Below are 18933 nucleotides of genomic sequence, written 5' to 3'. Positions count from 1 at the left end.
CACCAGATACTGCCATTCAGACCGCACCGAGAATGTGAGCTTCCTCCCCACGGGTGAGCCCCGCCTTGCGCGGGCGTGCCAGCCCCAGCTCACGCTCGTGCTCCAGCGCGCTCAACGCGGCCTCCTCGACCGAACGGAACTTCAGCCCGGCGTCGATCGCGGGCCGCACGTCCCAGTTCGCGCCGATGATGTGACCGTTCGGGATCCACAGCGGCAGCGACCGGGGCCCGGACCACCAGCCGACCTCCAGGTCGATGAGCTGCTGCTCGCCGACCGGCACGATCTCGGCGTCCCCGCCGACGGCCGCCTTGATCCTGGCGAGCAGTTCACCGAGCGGGACCGGCAGGCCGCTGGCGTTGAACGTGCCGCCGACACGGCGCTCGGCGCCGCCGACGACCCAGGCCGCCAGGTCCTCGACGTCCACGTGGTGCGTGGCCTGGTCCGGCGCGTCCGGTACGACGGCCTGGCCGTCGCCGGACAGCCGGGCGGGCCAGTAGCCGAAGCGGTCGCTGACGTCACCACGTCCGGTGATCAGGCCCGCGCGGACGATGAACGCGTTCTCCCCGTAGACGTCCCGGACCGCGTTCTCGCTGGCCACCTTGATGGCGCCGTAGCTGTCCATGGTCTGCGCCGTGCCCTGTTCGTACACCGGGTCGAAGACCGGGTCGTCGACCCCGCCGGTGCGGAACTGCTCGTACGCGCTGATCGAGGAGACGAACGTCCAGTGGCCCGCCTCGATCTCGTCGACGGCCCTGCGGACGTGCGGATAGGAGATTTTCGCCACGTCCACCACGGCGTCGAACCGCTCGCCGCGCAGCGGGGCCAGGCCGTCCGGATCGTCCCGGTCGAGCTTGATCAACGGGGCGGGTGCGTCACCCGAGCTCCCCCTTGCCGCGCAGGTCACGTCGTGCCCGCGCCTGACAGCCGCCGCGGCGATCGCGCGGCCGAGGAAAGCCGTCCCACCCAGAACGAGAAGTCGCATGTCATCGATACTCGCCGTCACCCCGCCCGCTCCGCCAGCCTGCTCGCGCAGAGCGAAACTCCCAGGTCAGGTAGGCTTCCCCCGTCCATCGTGACCCGCTGTGATGTTCTTGACAATGGGAGCAAACGACCGTGGCCCGTGTCGTCGTCGACGTAATGCCCAAGCCGGAGATTCTCGACCCACAGGGACAGGCGGTGGCCAAAGCACTGCCCCGTCTCGGTTTCCAGGGTGTGACCGAGGTTCGCCAAGGCAAGCGCTTCGAGCTGGAGGTGGACGACTCGGTCGACGACGAGACGCTCACCAAGATCGCCGCCGATCTGCTCGCCAACACCGTGATCGAGGACTTCACCGTCCGGAGGCTCGACGCATGACAGCGAAGATCGGTGTCATCACCTTCCCTGGAACGCTCGACGACCAGGACGCCGCCCGAGCCGCGAAGTACGCGGGCGCCGAGGCCGTGCCGCTCTGGCACGCCGACGCCGACCTGCGTGGTGTCGACGCGGTGATCGTGCCCGGCGGCTTCTCCTACGGCGACTACCTGCGCTGCGGCGCGATCGCCCGGTTCGCCCCGGTGATGGGCCCGGTGATCGAGGCCGCCGCGAAGGGCATGCCGATCCTGGGGATCTGCAACGGTTTCCAGATCCTGTGCGAGGCCGGGCTGCTGCCGGGCGCGCTGGTGCGCAACCACGAACTGCACTTCGTCTGCCGTGACCAGTGGCTGAAGGTGGAGAACACCTCGACCGCCTGGAGCACCCGGTACGACAAGGGCGCGGAGATCCTGGTCCCGCTGAAGTCCGGGGAGGGCGGTTACGTCGCCGAGCGCGACACCCTGGCCGAGCTGGAGGGCGAGGGTCGCGTGGTGTTCCGGTACGTCGGCGGCAACCCGAACGGGTCGCTCAACGACATCGCCGGGATCACCGACGCGCGTGGCCGGGTGGTCGGCCTGATGCCGCACCCCGAGCACGCCATCGACGCGCTGACCGGACCGTCGGACGACGGGCTGGGAATGTTCTTTTCCGCCATCGACGCACTGGTGAAGGCATGACAGCCAACAAGGCAGACAACACGGACACTGTCAAGCACGCGGAAGCCACTCCGGAGACCGCCCAGCCGTACCGCGAACTGGGCCTGAAGGACGACGAGTACCAGCGGATCAGGGAGATCCTCGGCCGCAGGCCCACCGACGCCGAGCTCGCGATGTACTCGGTGATGTGGAGCGAGCACTGCTCCTACAAGTCGTCCAAGGTGCACCTGTCGTACTTCGGCAAGACCACCACCGAGCAGATGCGCTCGAAGATGCTCGCGGGCATCGGCGAGAACGCCGGTGTGGTCGACATCGGCGACGGCTGGGCCGTCACCTTCAAGGTCGAGAGCCACAACCACCCGTCCTACGTGGAGCCTTACCAGGGCGCCGCGACCGGGGTCGGCGGGATCGTGCGCGACATCATGGCGATGGGCGCGCGGCCGCTGGCCGTGATGGACTCGCTGCGGTTCGGCCCGGCCGACGCCCCGGACACCCGCCGGGTGCTGCCGGGCGTGGTGGCCGGTGTCGGCGGCTACGGCAACTGCCTCGGCCTGCCCAACATCGGCGGCGAGGTCGTCTTCGACTCGACCTACCTGGGCAACCCCCTGGTCAACGCGTTGTGCGTGGGTGCGATGCGGGTCGAGGACCTGCACCTGGCGCACGCGTCCGGGACCGGCAACAAGATCATCCTGTTCGGGGCGCGGACCGGGCTCGACGGCATCGGCGGCGTGTCGGTGCTCGCGTCCGACACGTTCTCCGGCGACGAGACCACGGCGGGGCGCAAGAAGCTGCCGTCGGTGCAGGTCGGCGACCCGTTCATGGAGAAGGTGCTGATCGAGTGCTGCCTCGAGCTGTTCCGCGAGGGCATCGTGGTCGGCATCCAGGACCTCGGCGGCGCCGGGCTCTCGTGCGCGACGTCCGAGCTGGCCAGCGCCGGCGACGGCGGTATGCACGTGAACCTGGACAGGGTTCCGTTGCGCGCCAAAGGGATGACCCCGGCCGAGATCCTGTCGAGCGAATCGCAGGAGCGGATGTGCGCGGTCGTCAAACCGTCCGATGTGGACGCCTTCATGCGGGTGTGCGCGAAGTGGGACGTGACCGCGACCGAGATCGGCGAGGTGACCGAGACCGGTCGTCTCGTGATCACGTGGCACGACGAGGTCGTGGTGGACGTCCCGCCGCGCACGGTGGCACACGAGGGCCCGGTGTACAACCGCCCCGTGGCGCGCCCGGCCGAGCAGGACTCGTTGCAGCAGCCGATCGAGCTGCCCCGCCCGTCCACTTCGGACCTGCGTGATCTGGTGCTGCGGATGGCCGGGTCGCACAACCTGTCGTCCCGCGGCTGGGTGACCGACCAGTACGACCGGTACGTGCGCGGCGGCACCGTGCTGTCGCAGCCGTCGGACTCGGGCATGATCCGGATCGACGAGGAAAGCGGCCGTGGCGTCGCGCTCTCCGTCGACTGCAACGGCCGCTACTGCAAGCTCGACCCGTACACCGGGGCTCAGCTCGCGCTGGCCGAGGCGTACCGGAACGTCGCCGTGAGCGGCGCGACCCCGGTGGCCGTGACCAACTGTCTCAACTTCGGCTCGCCGGAGGACCCCGGTGTGATGTGGCAGTTCGAGCAGGCGGTACGCGGCCTCGCGGACGGCTGCGTCGAGCTGGGCATCCCGGTGACCGGCGGAAACGTCAGCTTCTACAACCAGACCGGCTCGACGGCGATCCTGCCGACCCCGGTGGTCGGCGTGCTCGGCGTGATCGACGACGTGCGCAGGCGCATCCCGACGGGCATCGGCGCCGAAGCAGGCGAGACGTTGCTGCTGCTGGGAACGACGTCCGACGAGTTCGGCGGCTCGGAATGGGCGCACGTCGTGCACGGGTCGCTGAGCGGCCTGCCGCCCAAGGTGGACCTGGCGCACGAGATGCTCCTCGCGGAGATCCTGCGCGCGGGCTCCCGCGACGGCATGGTCTCCGCGGCCCACGACCTGGCCGAAGGCGGTCTGGCGCAGGCGATCGTGGAGGCGTGCCTGATCGGCCAGACCGGGGCGCGGATCTTCCTCGACAGCGAGCAGGACCCGTTCGTGCAGCTGTTCTCCGAGTCGACCGGTCGTGTGATCGTCGCGGTGCCGCGCACGGAGGAGCTGCGGTTCACCGACATGCTCACGGCCCGCTCGATGCCGTGGCGCAAGCTCGGCGTGGTGGACCCGGAGTCGAAGGCACTGGAGATCCAGGACGTCGCCACCTTCGCACTGGAAGAACTGGCCAACGCCTGGCAGGGCACCCTGCCCGCCCTGTTCCACTGAAAGACCTCGTGAGTGTTTTGGCCGGGTTCTGACCGGCCAAAACACTCACGAGGGTTGCTACTTGCGTTTGCCGTGCAGGAGCGTGATGAGCTTCGCGACGGTCGCGTCGGTTTTCTCCGTGCGGGTGAAGGTTGTCAAGGTGATCGGGGCGCGGAAGCGTTGGCGGGCGATCGCCTTGGCGCGGGTGAACTCCTTCAGGCCGTCCTCTCCGTGGATCCGGCCGAAGCCCGAGTCGCCCACCCCGCCGAACGGCAGGGAGGGGATGCCCGCGAAGCTGATCACCGAGTTCACCGCGGTCATGCCCGAGCGCAGGCGGCGGGCCAGTTCCATGCCGCGGCGCTTGGCGAACACGGTCGCGCCGAGGCCGTAGCGGGAGTCGTTGGCCTTCGCCACCGCCTCCTCCATGTCCTTCACCTTCGCGATGGTCAGTGTCGGGCCGAAGGTCTCCTCGCGCACTGCCACCGAGTCCTCGGGGACGTCCACCAGGACCGTCGGCTGCACGAAGCGGTCGCCGACCGCGTCGACCCCGCCGACGAGGGCTTTTCCGCCTCGGGCGATCGCGTCCGAGATGTGCTTGCGGATGATGTCGAGTTGGGCGGGCATCGTGATCGGGCCGATCTGGGCGTCGGCGTCACCGCCCGCGCGCACGCCCTTGGCTTTCGCGACTGTCGCGGCCACGAAGGCGTCGTAGACCTTCTCGTGCACGTAGACGCGCTCGACGCCCACGCAGGTCTGGCCCGCGTTCGACATGCCGCCCCAGACCGCCGCGTCCGCCGCCGCCTCGACGTCCGCGTCCTCGTCCACCAGCAGCGCGTCCTTGCCGCCCGCTTCGATCAGCACCGGGGTCAGGTTTTCCGCGCAGGCCGCCATGATCTTGCGGCCCGTTGCCGCCGAGCCGGTGAAGGCCACCTTGTCGACGCCCGACCGGCACAGCGCCGCACCGGTCGCGCCGAAGCCCGTGATCAGCTGGAACACCGGGTGCTCCGGCACCGCCTCGGCGAAGCTGTCCACCAGCCACTTGCCCACGCCGGGGGTGTACTCGCTCGGCTTGAAGACGACCGCGTTGCCCGCCGCCAGCGCGTAGACGATCGAGCCCATCGGCGTGAAGACCGGGTAGTTCCACGGGCCGATCACGCCGACCACGCCCAGCGGCTGGTACTCCACCGTCGCGGCCTGGTTGGCCATCAGCAACCCGGAGGAGCGGCGCTTGGGGCCGAGTACCTTGCGTGCGTTCTTCGCGACCCACGCGGTGTGGTCGATGGCCAGGATGATCTCGAGCATCGCGTCCGCGTGCGGCTTTCCGGTCTCCTGGTGGACCACCTCGGCCAACTGGGGCGCGCGCCGGGTCATGGTGCCCTTCCAGCGCTGCAGGCGTTCCGTGCGACCGGCGAACCCGAGGGACTGCCACCACGCGGACGCGTTGCGCGCCCTGGCAACGGCGTCGGCCACGTCCTGCGCCGTGTGCACGGGGTACGTCCCGACGATCTCGTCGGTGGCCGGGTTCAACGAGTCGAACGTCTCGACTTTGTGCTCGACGGTGGTCATGAGGGCGCCTCCTGGTTGGCTACCGCCGAGGTTACTCGACGGTAGCCTCCTTGGCGACGGCCAGTGACCACGGCGAACGCGCCGGGCGTAGTGTCGACTACAACCGCAGTGCACGGGGGGATGAACTTGTGTCGAGTTCGAGCTGAGAGGAACGCGGATGCAATTCGTCCATTTCGGACACTCGTGTGTGCTGGCCGAGAGCGGCTCGGAACGACTGCTGTTCGACCCCGGCACCTTCTCGAAGGGCTTCGAGGAAGTCCGGCACCTCGACGCGGTCCTGATCACCCACCAGCACCCCGACCACCTCGACGTGCCGCGCTTGGTCGAGCTGATGAAGGCCAACCCGAAGGCGCAGCTGATCGTGGACCCGGCGTCGGCGCGGGACGTCGTCGACGTCGGTCTGGCCGCGCGGACCGTGAAACCCGGTGAGCGCTTCCAGATCGGCCGCACCCAGGTGAACGCGGTCGGTGGCAACCACGCGATCATCCACCCCGAGGTCCCGGTGCCGCCGAACGTCGGCTACGTGCTCGACGACGGCGCCTTCTACCACCCCGGCGACTCGTTCCACCGCCCCGACCAGGCCGTCGACGTGCTCGCCATGCCGACCGCGGCGCCGTGGCAGAAGCTGTCCGAGGCAGTCGACTTCCTGCGGATCATGAAGGCACGCGTGGCCATCCCGATCCACGAGGCCGTGGTCAGCGTGCCGCAGATGTACTACGGCAGGTTCGCCGAACTCGGCCCCAGTCAGACCGAGGTCCGCGTGCTCACCCCCGGGGAGACGACAGCCGTCTGATACGTCGACGACTCGGCGCCGTGGTGGGTGGCGATGTCGATCGCGTCGAGAATCGCCCGCCGTGGCCCCGGTTTGGCCAGGTCGGCCGCGTCGACCGACAGCCGGACCAGACCGCCGCGCCGGGCCGCCCGCGCGACGCTGAGCACCAACGCGAAGCAGGACCACGTCTCCACGCGCTCGTTCGCGGCCAGGCCGTGCACTCGTCCCTTGTGGACGGCGTCGGTGCGCAGGTCGTAGATCTTCGTGGCGTCCGCGCACAGGGCGAACTCGTTTCGCCGCAACGCGGTCAACGTGCCGGGCGACACCGCCCACTGCGGCGGGGCGAAGGCGTCGACTTCGAGGTCGTGCCTGCCCATCAGCCTACGGGCGGCGGTCAGGCGCAGACCGGCCTCGTGCGCGGGCAGCGAACCGAACTCGGCGCGCCTGCGTGGCGCGTCGGTGAGGTCGAAGCCGTGCAGCAGCAGCGCGTCCCCCCGAACGCGCCGCTGCCGCACCCAGTCCACCACCACTTTGTGCTGCCCCGCCCCTGCCAGCCGCGGTGCGAACAACAGCGAGAGCGAGACCCCCCGAAGGTCCAGCTCTCCAGCGAGTTCGGCGCAGCGGTGCAGGGTCCGGATCCCGATTCCGGACAGGGAGACCACCAGGCGTGCGGACACATCACCATGACGCCCCACGAGAATGGCGCCGGCTTGTCGTGCGGGTAACGAACCGACGCCATTGTCGTGAAATCACGAAGGAGTGATCAGATCCAGTCCGCAAAGGACTTACCGGAGACCCGCTCGTACGCCTCGACGTACCGGGACCTCGTCGCCTCGACGACCGCCGCGGGCAGCTCGGGCGGCAGGTCACCGGACGCACGGTCCCAGCCGGACGCGGGCGAGGTGAGCCAGTCGCGCACGATCTGCTTGTCGAACGCGGGTTGCACCTTACCCGGTTCATAGCCGTCGACCGCCCAGAACCGGGACGAATCCGGCGTCAGCACCTCGTCGCCGAGCACCAGCTCGCCCGATTCGTCGATGCCGAACTCGAACTTGGTGTCCGCGAGGATCATGCCCCGGCTCAGCGCGTGCTCCGCCGCCTGCGCGTACGTGGCCAGCGTGGTGTCGCGCAGCCGCACGGCGAGTTCGTCGCCGACGGCGGCGCGGACCGCGTCGAAGTCGATCGCCTCGTCGTGCTGGCCGACCTCGGCCTTGGTCGTGGGCGTGAAGATCGGCTCCGGCAGCTGGGAGGCCTCCACCAGGCCAGGCGGCAGCGCGACGCCGCAGACCCCACCGGTCTTGCGGTAGTCGACCAGGCCGGACCCGGTCAGGTAGCCGCGGGCGACGCACTCGACCGGCTGCATCGTCAACCGGCGCACGAGCAGCGCACGGCCGCGCACCTCCTCGGGGATCCGCGGGTCGTCCCACGCCACGAGGTGGTTCGGGCCGTCGAGCAGGCCGAACCAGAACACGCTCATCGCGGTGAGCACCCGGCCCTTGTCCGGGATCGTCGTCGGCAGCACGTAGTCGTACGCCGAGATCTTGTCCGAGGCGACCAGCAGCAGGTGATCGTCGTCCACCGCGTACAGCTCGCGAATCTTCCCGGCGGCTACCTGCGGATACTCAGTCAGCGAAGGCACAGCAAGAGCATAATTGCGTAGCGGTGGTCACACGTGCCCCGGTAGCTTGCGCGACATGCACAACTATTGACTCACCCCAGATTCGCGGTCCCCGCTGCGGTTCCTGTGGTGGGTGATCCGCTCGTCGCCGCGTGCGCTGCTCGCGTCGATGGTATTCGGCATGTTGTGGATGGGGCCGCTGACGCTGACCCCATTGGTCATCGGTGCGGCGATCGACGAGGGCATCGCCCCTCGGGACACCGGCGCCCTGCTCATGTGGGCAGGTGTGCTGCTCGCACTCGGTGCACTGTCCGCCTTCAGCACGTTGATGCTGACGCGCGCGGGCGACAAGGCGTGGCTCAACGGTGCCGCGCTGATGCAGAGAGCCGTCATGCAGCACGCCACCCGTGTCGGGGCGGCGTTGCCGTCGAAGATCAAGACCGGTGAGATCGTCGCGATCGGGTCGTCGGACATCTACAGCATCGGTGGCGCGCTGGAGGTCATCGGACGGCTGACCGGTGGCCTCGTCTCGTTCGTCATCGCCGCTGTGGCTGTGCTGTCCAGCTCACAGCTGCTCGGCCTCATCGTCCTCGTCGGCGTGCCGTTGGCGACATTGGGCCTGGTTCCCCTGCTCGGACCGTTGCGTGAACGGACCGAGAAGCACCGGGACGAGGTGGGCGCGGCCACGTCGATGGCCTCGGACATCGTGTCCGGCCTGCGGATCCTGCGTGGCATCGGCGGTGAGAAGCAGTTCACCGCGCGGTTCACCGAAACCAGCCAGCGCGTGCGCAGGGCCGGTGTGAACGCCGCGAGGATCGACTCCTGGTTGTCGGGAATCGAGATCCTGTTGCCGGGTCTGGTGACCATCCTGGTGCTGTGGCTCGGTGCGCGGCTGGCGCTCGACGGCACGATCACGATCGGCGAACTGGTCGCGTTCTACGGCCTGTCGGCGTTCCTGGTGATCCCGGTCGGCGTCGCCGCCGAGGCGGTGCACCACTACAACGAGAGCATGGTCGCGGCCAAGCGGGCGTGCACGATCCTGGCCATGCGACCGGCGTTCGAGTCCCCCGAGCACCCGAAGCCGTTGCCGCCAGGCGCTTTCGGGCTGCACGACGACACATCGGGGCTCACGTTCGCCGCGGGGAAGCTGACCGTGGTGGCCACCACCGGGTCGGGGGCGTTCGCCGACCGGCTCGGCCGGTACGTCGACGCGGCCGTCCTCGCGGGCGACGTCCCGCTGCGGGAAGCCGACATCGAGGAGGTCAGGGACCGGATCCTGGTGGCGCACAACCAGGACGTGTTGTTCTCGGGCAAGCTCGCCGACGAGGTCGACATGGGCGGGTCCGTGGAACTGGACACCGCGTTGTGGGCCGCCGACGCGATGGACGTCGTCGACGGCCTCGAACACGGCACACAGGAGTTCCTCGCCGAACGCGGCCGGACGCTGTCCGGTGGCCAGCGGCAGCGGATGCTGCTGGCGCGTGCGCTGAGCTTCGACGCGGACGTGCTCGTGCTCGACGAACCGACATCGGCGGTCGACGCCCACACCGAGGCGAGGATCACCCAGCGGGTGGCCGAACTGCGCCGGGGCCGGACGACCGTCGTGTTCAGTCAGAGTCCGTTGTGGACGCGAGTGGCGGACGAGGTGCACACCCCATGAAGACAACACTCCCCTTGGCGGACAAGCGCGCTGTCCGCGCGTGGATCTGGTCGGTCGCGTCGAAGAACAAGAAGTCGTTCCTCGGGATGATGTCGCTGTTCGGCGCGGCCACCCTGGTCGGCCTGGTCGGCCCGCAACTGCTGGGCAACCTGGTCGACTCGGTGTCCGGAGGCACCACGACGACGCACATCGACGTGGTCGCGCTGATCTTCGTCGGTGTGCTCGTCGTGCACGCGGTGCTGCGCAGACAGGCCCAGTTCCGGGCGGCCGTGTTCGGTGAGCGGCTGCTCGCCGAGGCCCGTGAGGGCATGGTCGAGCACGTCGTCCGGCTCCCGCTGTCCACGGTGGAGTCGGCCGGTACGGGCGACCTGCTCAGCCGGGCCACCTCCGACGTGGACAAGCTGGACGAGGGCCTGCGGCAGGCAGCGCCGGAGATCACCATCGCGACCGTGACGGTGGCGTTGACAGCGGTGGCCATGTTCATCACGTCACCGGTCGTCGCTCTCGGCATGCTGGTGGCCGTTCCGGTACTGGTCGTGGCGACGCGCTGGTACCGGCCCAGGGTGATCCCGAAGTACGAGGAAGCGCTGGCGAACTGGGCCGAGGTGCACTCCAGCACACACGAGACGGCCGACGGCGGGCGCACGGTCGAGGCGTTGCGGCTGCGCGAGCGGCGGTTGCGGCTCAACGACCGCAACCTGGACAAGGCTGTCGGCGTCGAGTGGTACTGCAGCCGGTTGTGGGCGTGGTTCCTCGGCGGGCTGGATGTCGCGTTCATCCTGCCGCTCGCCGCGATCCTGCTGATCGGTGGCATCGCCTACGCGGAGGGCATCGCGGGGATCGGTGCGATCACCGCGGTCGTGCTGTACGCGCGGGCGCTGGTCGAGCCGTTGAACGGCGCGCTGACCTGGATGGACGAGTTGCAGGTCGGCAATGCCGCGTTGCGCCGGATCCTCGGCGTGCAGCAGATCATGCCGGATCCCGGCGACGAGTCCGCGACGCCGAAGGGCACGGCCATCACCGTGCGGGACGCGAAGTTCGCGTACAGCCCGGGCCGCGAGGTGCTGCACGGCATCAACCTGGACATCGTGGAGGGTGAGCGGCTGGTCGTCGTCGGTCCGTCCGGTGCGGGCAAGTCGACGCTCGGCCGGTTGCTGGCCGGGATCAACGCACCCGACTCGGGTTCGGTGACCATCGGCGGCGTGGAGGTCACGGCGTTGCCGTTGGCCAAGCGCCGCAACGAGATCGTTCTGGTGACGCAGGAGCAGCACGTGTTCGGCGGGACGCTCAGGGAGAACCTGACGCTGCCTCGTGCGGCGACGGACGACGAGCTGTGGGATGCACTGCGCACAGTGGACGCGGCCGACTGGGCGAAGGCGCTGCCGGACGGCCTGGACACGGTGGTCGGCTCCGGTGGTGAAGCCGTCGCACCGGCGATGGTGCAGCAGATCGCCTTGGCCCGCTTGGTGATCGCCGACCCGCACACGCTCGTCCTCGACGAGGCCACGTCCCTTCTGGACTCGTCGGCGTCCGGCAGACTGGAGAGGTCGTTGAACGCTGTACTGTCCGGCCGGACAGTGATCGCCATCGCGCATAGGCTCTCGACAGCCAGGGACGCCGACCGGATCGCGGTGATGGACGGCGGACGCATCGTCGAGCTGGGCAATCACGACGAGCTGATGGCCGCTCGGGGCTCGTACGCGAGCCTGGTCGGCAGCTTCTCGGGCGAGAAACGGGGAGCCATGCGTTAGAAGGTCACAGGAACAAGGTATCAATGCGCATGGCCTTCGACTGGGTTTCGCTGACCACCGACTATGGGCTGGCTGACGGCTTCGTGGCCGCGTGCAGAGGCGTCATCGCCCAGAAAGCACCGAAAGCGCAGGTCATCGACGTGTCACACGCCGTGCCGCCGCAGGATGTGCGGCGCGGCGCGACCATCCTCGCCCAAGTCGTCCCGTTCCTGCCGCCTTCGGTGCACGTCGCCGTGGTGGATCCGGGAGTCGGCACCGGCCGCCGCGGGATTCTCATCGTCACCGAGGAAGGCGTGTTCGTCGGGCCGGACAACGGGCTGATGGTGCCGGCGGCGAGCGCGCTCGGCGGCCCGCAGGCGGTCTACGAGCTCGTGGCCGAGGAGTACCGCCTTCCCTCGGTGTCGCACACGTTCCACGGCCGGGACATCTTCGCGCCCGCCGCCGCGTACCTGACGCTCGGTGTGCAGCCGTCGGACTTCGGGCCGGAGATCGACCCGGCGACGCTGGTGCAGCTGGCCGAGCCGAAGGTCGTGGTCGGCAGCCAGCGGCTGCGCTCCGACGTGCTCTCGGTCGACCACTTCGGCAACATCCAACTGGCCGCGCAGGTCCGCGACATCATCGCGACCGGGCTGCTGCTGCCGGGCGCGTCCGTGCAGGTGCAGATCGGGATGCACACCGTGGACGCCACGATCGGCCGCACCTTCGACGACGTCGAGCCCGGCGAGGCGCTGGTGTTCGTCGACTCGGCCGGGCACGTGGCGATCGCGGTCAACCAGGGGTTCGCGTCGTCGCTGTTGATGGTCGGCCAGCGCGACCCGATCGCCGAGATACGACGTTAGACACGGCGTTTCGCCAGCGCGTGGGCCAGTGCGATGACCACGACCGACAGCACGACCGACTCGGCGGCGATCAGGAACACCGTTCCGGCCGGGCCCGGGTGGTCGCCCGCGTACAGGTCGATCAGGGCGTTCACCGGCGGCGCCTGGCGGACGAACAGCTGGGCGAAGCAGATCCCGACCCCGAGCACGATCGTCCAGCCGAGCTTGGCCAGCACCGGGCGGCTGATCACCGTGCCGAACGCGACCCCGGCCAGCGTCGTCATCGCGAAGTCCACCGCGCCCACGCCCATCTGCGCGACCTGACCGGAGGTCGCGGTGAGCCAGACCAGCCCGGCCACGCCGAGCACGCCCGTGCACAGCAGTGCGGTGCCGACCTTGGCCAGCCACACCCGGCGGAAACCGCCGTTGATCGACATCGTGATCGCCGCCTGCATCGGCTCCTCGTTGTGCATCACCACGATGGTGATCCACAGCCCGATCGGCACGAGCGCCGCGGACGCCATCGCGTACGTCGGCAGCACCGGACCGGTCGGTGGACCGATGATCATCAGAATCGCCAGGTACGCCAACATCGGCGCGGCCCAACGCTGACCGCGCAGCACATCCGCGGCGAGATAGCGGACCAATGGGCTCATGACACCGCCTCGATCAGCGACCAGCCGTCGGCCAACGCGGTGAGCAGGAGTTTGTCCGCGTCGTCGGTGCGCACGACGACACGACCTGGTTCCTCCAGCAGGACCTCGGCCCCCAGGTCACCAGCACGCAAACCGGATCGCGTCGGTCGCAACGAGACTCGCATACCCCGCAACGCTTCCGGCTCGAGCTTGCCGTCACGCAGGCGGTACATGCGGCCGTTGGGCACCGCGCTTTCGTGAACGCTCAACAGGATCCGGGCACCGTCCTGTTCGGCCTGTGCCATCAGCGCGGTGAGCTCGGCGCGCGCGGGCGCGTCGAGGCCGGTCGCGGGTTCGTCCACCACGAGCAGATCCGGGTGTTTCAGGAACGCCTGCATGACCGCGACCTTCTGGCCGTTTCCCTTGGACAGCGCGGCGATCGGCACGTCCGGCCCCGGCACCAGCCGCAGCCGCTCCGCCAGTTCGTTCGTGCGGGCGTTGGTTTCCCCCGGTGACAGGCCGCGCATCCGCCCGATGTGTGCGAGGTACTGGCGCGCGGTCATCCGGATCGCCGCCGGTGCGCGTTCGGGAACGTACCCGACCGTGCGCGGTCTGCCGATGACCGTGCCGCTGGTCGGCACCGACGCACCGGCGACGATCCGGAGCAATGTGGACTTGCCGATGCCATTACCAGCGACGATGACGGTCATAAGCCCTGGTTCCACAGCTAGATCGATCCCGTCGAGCACCCACGGGCCGTTGCGCGAGTAGCGTTTTCGAACTTGCTGAACCACTGTCACGTTCCCATATTGCCGGAACCGACGATCGGTTCGCCGCCAAAGGGCTTCACCCCTTCGGCCGTACGTGGGTAATCGCGCGGTTGCGTCTTGCGCACGCTCGGTGAGCCGACCCAGGCTACGAGACACCCTGCACGCAAGTTCACAAAGGAGAGCCCATGAGGTCTCGTCGCGGTCTGGTGGCCGCGGCGGCGCTTGGCGCTGCCATCCTGCTGCCCCTGCCGCTCACGGCATCGGCGCAGCCCGACCAGAGCACGGCCGCCGTCGCCCAGAACCAGGCGACCACGGTCTACACCGTCGACAACACGACACCGGTGTCCCGCACCGCGATCAGCCGGTTCGGCGTCGACATCCACGGAACCGACAGCGGCACGCTCACCTTCGCGGCCACCGAGAGCCAGGCGAAGGCGCTGCGGAACGCGGGATTCCGGCTGACCCCGCAGGCGACGACGCTGGACTTCCCGCCTGCCGACTCGATGTACCACAACTACGCCGAACAGACCTCGGAGCTGCGCAAGATCGTCGCGGACCACCCGCAGATCGCGACGCTGTCGAGCATCGGCAAGAGCTACCAGAACCGTGATCTGTGGCTGCTGAAGATCAGCGACAACGTGGCGACCGACGAGAACGAGCCCGAGGTCCTGTTCACGTGCCAGCAACACGCCCGTGAGCACCTGACGCCGGAGATGTGCCTGCGGATCGCCAACCGGTACACCGACGGTTACGGCACCGACACAGCCATCACCAACGAGGTGAACAGCAAGGAGATCTGGATCGTCACGAGCGTCAACCCGGACGGCTCGGAGTACGACATCGCCTCCGGCTCGTACCGGTCGTGGCGCAAGAACCGCCAGCCCAACGCCGGCTCGGCCAACGTGGGCACCGACCTGAACCGCAACTGGGGCTTCCAGTGGGGCTGCTGCGGCGGTTCGAGCGGGTCGACCGCCAGCGAGACCTATCGCGGCCCGTCGGCGTTCTCGGCGCCGGAGACCCAGCGGCTGCGTGACTTCGTGACCTCGCGCGTGGTCGGCGGTGTGCAACAGATCAAGACGCACATCGACTGGCACACCTACTCGGAGCTGGTGCTGTGGCCGTACGGCTACACCTACAACAACACCGCTCCAGGCCTCGACGCCGCCCAGGAGCGCACGTTCCGCACGCTCGGCACGCAGATGGCCCAGACCAACGGCTACACACCGCAACAGTCCAGTGACCTGTACGTCACCGATGGCTCGGTCAACGACTGGATGTGGGGCGTGCACAAGATCTGGAGCTACACGTTCGAGATGTACCCGCGGTCCGGCGGCGGCGGCTTCTACCCGCCTGACGAGGTCATCGTCCGCGAGACCACACGCAACGACCGCGCGGTCTCGCTGTTCCTCAGCTACAGCGACTGCCCGCCGCGCATCATCGGCGGCACCTGCTAGTCAAGCCACGAGGTGACGGAGACGGGGTCGCCGACGGCCAGTTCGCCCGCGGTGAGCACGGCGAACTTGGCACCGAAGGTGACCCCGCCTTCCACCCGCCGGTAACCGGCCAGCGTCCTGGTCGGCTCGTGGCCAGCCCGCTGGCCGGTCGCCTGGTCGACGGTCGGGACCACACACCGGATCGCGTTCTTCTCCCAGCCGACCTCCACCGCGCCGATGGTCATGGTCTGCACGCGGTCCTCGGTGTACGGCTCCTCCCAGCCGCTGACCACCACGTTCGGCCGGAACCGGTTCATCGGCAGGGCCTGCCCGCCGCTGCCGGTGATCCGGCTGTTGAGGTGCGCGAGCGAGGACTCGCCGATCACGTGCAGCGCGTCGGCGTCGGCGAACCCGACGAGGCCGCCGACCACGCCGTTGGAGTGCCGCTCGAGGTCCGGCGGCACCCGCACCAGCCGAACCGGCTCGCCCATGAACCGCGAGAACCACTCGGCGGGTCCAGTGCCCTGGTCGACGGCTTTGCCGGTCCACTTGTGCAGCACGACCTCGAGCTGCTCGCCGTCGTGGACCACGTCGAACTCGGCGTCGTCGAACCCGGGCGCGGCGAGCTTGATCGTCCCGTCGCCGAGGCTCGGCCGCACCAGGGCCATCTTCGCCATGGTGCGCTGGGTGATGAACTTGCCGTTCTGGTCGACGACCATGTACAGCCTGTCGTCGGCCAGGCCCATCGGGCCGGCAGCGCTGCGCTGGAGCGACTCGCCGGCGCAGCCTTTGACGATGTACCGGATCAGCTCGACGACACGCCCCATGCCTCCAAGTTAACCGCTAGAGGATCGGCGCGGGAGCGTAACCCGCGGCCTCCGGGTAGTTCTCGAGCACTTCTGAGACACGCTTCACAACCGCGCGGACCTGGCTGTCGGCCACTCCGGTGAACGAGTGCCGGTCGGCGAGCAGCGCGTCCAGCTGGGAGCGTTCCAGGGGAATCCGGTCATCGGCGGCCAACCGGGCAAGCAGGTCGTTGTCGGCCTGGCCCTGCTCCCGCATGGCGAGCGCGACCGCGACGGCGTGCTCCTTGATCGCCTCGTGCGCGGTTTCCCGGCCGACCCCCGCCTGCACGGACGCCATCAGGACCTTCGTCGTGGCGAGGAAAGGCAGGTACCGGTCGAGCTCACGAGCGATCACGGCCGGGTACGCGCCGAACTCGTCGAGCACGGTCAGGAACGTCTGGTACAGGCCGTCCAACGCGAAGAACGCGTCCGGGAGCGCGACCCGACGCACGACCGAGCACGAAACGTCGCCTTCGTTCCACTGGTCGCCGGACAACTCGCCGACCATCGACAGGTAGCCGCGCAGGATCACCGCGAACCCGTTGACCCGCTCGCAGGAGCGCGTGTTCATCTTGTGCGGCATGGCCGACGAGCCGACCTGACCGGGCTTGAAGCCCTCGGTGACCAGTTCGTGCCCGGCCATCAACCGGATCGTCTTGGCGACGCTGCCCGGCGCACCGGCCAGGTGCACCAAAGTGGACACGACGTCGAAGTCGAGCGAGCGGGGGTACACCTGGCCGACACTGGTGAACACGCGCTGGAAACCCAGGTGCTCGGCGACCCCGCGCTCCAGTTCGTCCAGAGTGGACTCGTTGCCGCCGAGCAGGTCCAGCATGTCCTGCGCCGTGCCGACCGGCCCCTTGACACCGCGCAACGGGTACCGCTCGATCAGCGACGTGAGCCGCTCGAACCCGACAAGCAACTCGTCCGCGGCGGTGGCGAACCGTTTGCCCAACGTCGTCGCCTGCGCGGCGACGTTGTGCGAACGGCCCGCCATCACCAGATCGGTGTGCTCGGTGGCCAACCGCGCCAACCGCGCGAGCACGGCCAAAGTCCGTGCCGCCATCAGTTCGAGCGACCGCTTGATCTGCAGTTGCTCGACGTTCTCGGTCAGGTCACGGGACGTCATGCCCTTGTGCACGTGCTCGTGCCCGGCCAGCGCGTTGAACTCCTCGATCCGCGCCTTCACGTCGTGCCGCGTGACCCGCTCACGCTCGGCGATCGACGCGAGGTCGACCTCGCCGACGACCCGCTCGTAGTCCGCGACGACACCGTCGGGAACCTCGATCCCCAGCTCGGACTGTGCTTTGAGGACCGCGAGCCACAGCTCGCGCTCCAGGACCACCTTGTGCTCAGGCGACCACAGCTGGGCCAGCTCGACCGAGGCGTAGCGGTTGGCGAGGACGTTCGGGATGCGCGGCTTCACGGTCACACAGGGTATGCCACCTACAGGTGCAGAGTCGGATCAGTGGCCAGGCGCACCATCTGGTCGACCGTGAGCGCCACGTCGGGCTGGTACACGGGCGCGGAACCGCTGGTCGGGTCGTAGTTGTACGCGGAGACCCGGGTGAGCGTGCCGTCCTTGCGGATGTGGATGGCGCTGACGATGGTCATCGCCGGGTTGTTGCCCGCCGGACCGTTGGTCGTCTCGATGACCACCTTGCTGCCGTCCGGCTGTGGAAGGTCCTGACAGCTGCCGTCGCACTGGTGCTCCTGGTCGTTGCGCACCTGGACCGCGGCGGCCGTCGGCACGGTGCCGACTTTGAACTTGACGAACGCGTCCAGGTAGGCCTGGCCATCGGAAACGGCGCCTTCGGCCTCGCCGCCGAACGGCAGGGTGTTGACACCCTTCGCCGTGGGGGCCACCTTCGGCAACTGGGTGTTCAGGTACGTCCGCATCTCGTTGCCGCGCTGAGTGAGCTGCTGCTTCGTCAGCGGCGGTTTCGTCACCGACGACGGTGGTGCCGACGGTGGCGTCGAAGGCGCGCTGGCCGACGGCGGCGGAGGCGCGGCCACGGGGATCTCCTCCGACGTGCCGCTCATCCCCAGCACAACCGGCACGGTCACGGCGACGACGGCCACAGCGGCCGTGCTCACGCCAACGGCGACGAGGGCACGGCGACGACGCACCGCGCGCTCCGCCGTGGTCACCAGCTCGTCGATGTCAAAGCTCATCGGGGGCTCGTCGGCCACGGCCAGCTGCAACCCTTCCCGAAGCTCGTGTTCACTCAAGACACAACCCTCCTAGCCGGCCTACCTGCCGTCAGGTTCTCCACCACTTCCCGCAAAGTCGCCAGGCCACGGGCGGTCTGGCTCTTCACGGTTCCCTCCGAGCACCCGAGCACCGCGGACGTCTCGGCGACCGACAGGTCGTCGAAGTAACGCAGGACCAGCGCGGCCCGCTGACGCGGCGGCAGCTCCAGCAACGCCCGGTGGGTCATGTCCTTCGCCCACGACCGGTTCTGAGCGGCCTCGGGATCGGCGGACACGTCCGCGGTGTCCGGCACGGACTCGTACCTCAGCTCGCTGCGCCGCCACGGCCTGCGCTTCTCGTCCAGCCAGGTGTTGAGCAACACCCGCCGCGAGTAGTTCTGCAGGCTGTCCTGCTTCTGCACCTTGCCCCACGCGCGGTAGATCTTGATCAAGGCTTGTTGAGTCAAGTCCTCGGCAAGGTGCCAGTCGCCGCAGAACAAGTAGGCGCAGCGGCGTAGCCCTGCGGCGTGTTTGCCCGCGAAAGCCCGGAAGCTCTCTTCGTCGGGTTTGCGCACTATGGGCTC

The 18933-nt window shown here is 68.8% G+C and carries 18 protein-coding genes; 8 read left to right on the top strand and 10 right to left on the bottom strand.

The features are described from left to right. Nucleotides 1–16 precede the first annotated feature (16 nt). The gene (locus ALI144C_RS44310; RefSeq protein ID WP_076993250.1) at nt 17–982 is read right to left on the bottom strand and encodes an NAD-dependent epimerase/dehydratase family protein; all 966 of its coding nucleotides are present in this window, start codon (nt 980–982) and stop codon (nt 17–19) included. A 131-nt stretch (nt 983–1113) separates the two neighbouring features. Between ALI144C_RS44310 and purS the strand changes: the two genes are divergently transcribed. Genes purS through purL form a run of 3 tightly spaced genes read left to right on the top strand, consistent with a single transcriptional unit; the run spans nt 1114 to nt 4309 of the window. Next, complete coding sequence (gene purS, locus ALI144C_RS44305; RefSeq protein WP_054296090.1) at nt 1114–1353, top strand: phosphoribosylformylglycinamidine synthase subunit PurS; 240 nt, start codon at nt 1114–1116, stop codon at nt 1351–1353. Then, nucleotides 1350–2027, top strand: coding sequence for a phosphoribosylformylglycinamidine synthase subunit PurQ (gene purQ / locus ALI144C_RS44300; RefSeq protein ID WP_076993249.1), 678 nt, complete (start codon nt 1350–1352; stop codon nt 2025–2027). Before purS ends, purQ begins: the two co-directional genes overlap by 4 nt. Beyond that, nucleotides 2024–4309 (top strand): phosphoribosylformylglycinamidine synthase subunit PurL, encoded by a 2286-nt coding sequence (purL, locus tag ALI144C_RS44295; RefSeq protein ID WP_076993248.1) that lies wholly within the window; start codon nt 2024–2026, stop codon nt 4307–4309. Before purQ ends, purL begins: the two co-directional genes overlap by 4 nt. 57 nt (nt 4310–4366) lie before the next feature. Here the strand turns inward: purL and ALI144C_RS44290 are convergent, their stop codons facing one another. Beyond that, nucleotides 4367–5854 (bottom strand): aldehyde dehydrogenase family protein, encoded by a 1488-nt coding sequence (locus ALI144C_RS44290; RefSeq protein ID WP_076993247.1) that lies wholly within the window; start codon nt 5852–5854, stop codon nt 4367–4369. Between the two features lie 157 nt (nt 5855–6011). Between ALI144C_RS44290 and ALI144C_RS44285 the strand changes: the two genes are divergently transcribed. Further along, complete coding sequence (locus ALI144C_RS44285; protein WP_076993246.1) at nt 6012–6647, top strand: MBL fold metallo-hydrolase; 636 nt, start codon at nt 6012–6014, stop codon at nt 6645–6647. Here the strand turns inward: ALI144C_RS44285 and ALI144C_RS44280 are convergent. Both ALI144C_RS44280 and ALI144C_RS44275 read right to left on the bottom strand, forming a co-directional pair. Next, the gene (locus ALI144C_RS44280; RefSeq protein ID WP_076993245.1) at nt 6599–7303 is read right to left on the bottom strand and encodes a DUF2334 domain-containing protein; all 705 of its coding nucleotides are present in this window, start codon (nt 7301–7303) and stop codon (nt 6599–6601) included. The genes ALI144C_RS44285 and ALI144C_RS44280 overlap by 49 nt on opposite strands. Before the next feature lie 86 nt (nt 7304–7389). After that, nucleotides 7390–8265, bottom strand: coding sequence for a phosphoribosylaminoimidazolesuccinocarboxamide synthase (locus ALI144C_RS44275; protein WP_076993244.1), 876 nt, complete (start codon nt 8263–8265; stop codon nt 7390–7392). 160 nt (nt 8266–8425) lie between these two features. Between ALI144C_RS44275 and ALI144C_RS44270 the strand changes: the two genes are divergently transcribed. Genes ALI144C_RS44270 through ALI144C_RS44260 form a run of 3 tightly spaced genes read left to right on the top strand, consistent with a single transcriptional unit; the run spans nt 8426 to nt 12494 of the window. Further along, nucleotides 8426–9904 (top strand): ABC transporter ATP-binding protein, encoded by a 1479-nt coding sequence (locus ALI144C_RS44270; RefSeq protein WP_237774608.1) that lies wholly within the window; start codon nt 8426–8428, stop codon nt 9902–9904. Continuing rightward, nucleotides 9901–11655 carry an ABC transporter ATP-binding protein gene (locus ALI144C_RS44265; RefSeq protein ID WP_076993242.1) on the top strand — a complete coding sequence of 585 codons (1755 nt, stop codon included), beginning with the start codon at nt 9901–9903 and terminating at the stop codon, nt 11653–11655. Before ALI144C_RS44270 ends, ALI144C_RS44265 begins: the two co-directional genes overlap by 4 nt. A 29-nt stretch (nt 11656–11684) precedes the next feature. Continuing rightward, nucleotides 11685–12494 (top strand): SAM hydrolase/SAM-dependent halogenase family protein, encoded by an 810-nt coding sequence (locus ALI144C_RS44260; RefSeq protein WP_076993737.1) that lies wholly within the window; start codon nt 11685–11687, stop codon nt 12492–12494. Here ALI144C_RS44260 and ALI144C_RS44255 read toward each other — a convergent pair. Then, the gene (locus ALI144C_RS44255; protein WP_076993241.1) at nt 12491–13129 is read right to left on the bottom strand and encodes a hypothetical protein; all 639 of its coding nucleotides are present in this window, start codon (nt 13127–13129) and stop codon (nt 12491–12493) included. The genes ALI144C_RS44260 and ALI144C_RS44255 overlap by 4 nt on opposite strands. Next, the gene (locus tag ALI144C_RS44250) at nt 13126–13857 is read right to left on the bottom strand and encodes an ATP-binding cassette domain-containing protein (protein ID WP_269086740.1); all 732 of its coding nucleotides are present in this window, start codon (nt 13855–13857) and stop codon (nt 13126–13128) included. Before ALI144C_RS44250 ends, ALI144C_RS44255 begins: the two co-directional genes overlap by 4 nt. A 206-nt stretch (nt 13858–14063) precedes the next feature. Between ALI144C_RS44250 and ALI144C_RS44245 the strand changes: the two genes are divergently transcribed. Beyond that, entirely contained in the window at nt 14064–15332 is a 1269-nt protein-coding gene (locus ALI144C_RS44245; RefSeq protein WP_076993239.1) for a M14 family metallopeptidase, read from the top strand. Here the strand turns inward: ALI144C_RS44245 and ALI144C_RS44240 are convergent. The 4 genes from ALI144C_RS44240 to ALI144C_RS44225 are packed head-to-tail and all read right to left on the bottom strand — an operon-like array spanning nt 15329 to nt 18924. Next, nucleotides 15329–16138, bottom strand: coding sequence for an MOSC domain-containing protein (locus tag ALI144C_RS44240; RefSeq protein ID WP_076993238.1), 810 nt, complete (start codon nt 16136–16138; stop codon nt 15329–15331). The genes ALI144C_RS44245 and ALI144C_RS44240 overlap by 4 nt on opposite strands. Before the next feature lie 16 nt (nt 16139–16154). Next, nucleotides 16155–17588, bottom strand: a complete 1434-nt coding sequence (purB, locus tag ALI144C_RS44235; RefSeq protein WP_076993237.1) for an adenylosuccinate lyase — start codon at nt 17586–17588, stop codon at nt 16155–16157. Between the two features lie 14 nt (nt 17589–17602). Continuing rightward, entirely contained in the window at nt 17603–18388 is a 786-nt protein-coding gene (locus tag ALI144C_RS44230) for a hypothetical protein (RefSeq protein WP_143231224.1), read from the bottom strand. After that, a complete protein-coding gene (locus tag ALI144C_RS44225) occupies nt 18385–18924 on the bottom strand; it encodes an RNA polymerase sigma factor (RefSeq protein ID WP_076993235.1) in 540 nt (179 codons plus the stop codon). Before ALI144C_RS44225 ends, ALI144C_RS44230 begins: the two co-directional genes overlap by 4 nt. Nucleotides 18925–18933: the final 9 nt, after the last annotated feature.

The sequence above is a fragment of the Actinosynnema sp. ALI-1.44 genome (assembly GCF_001984155.1).
In the GTDB taxonomy this organism is placed as follows: domain Bacteria; phylum Actinomycetota; class Actinomycetes; order Mycobacteriales; family Pseudonocardiaceae; genus Kibdelosporangium.
This window is presented reverse-complemented; position numbering and strand designations above follow the sequence as displayed.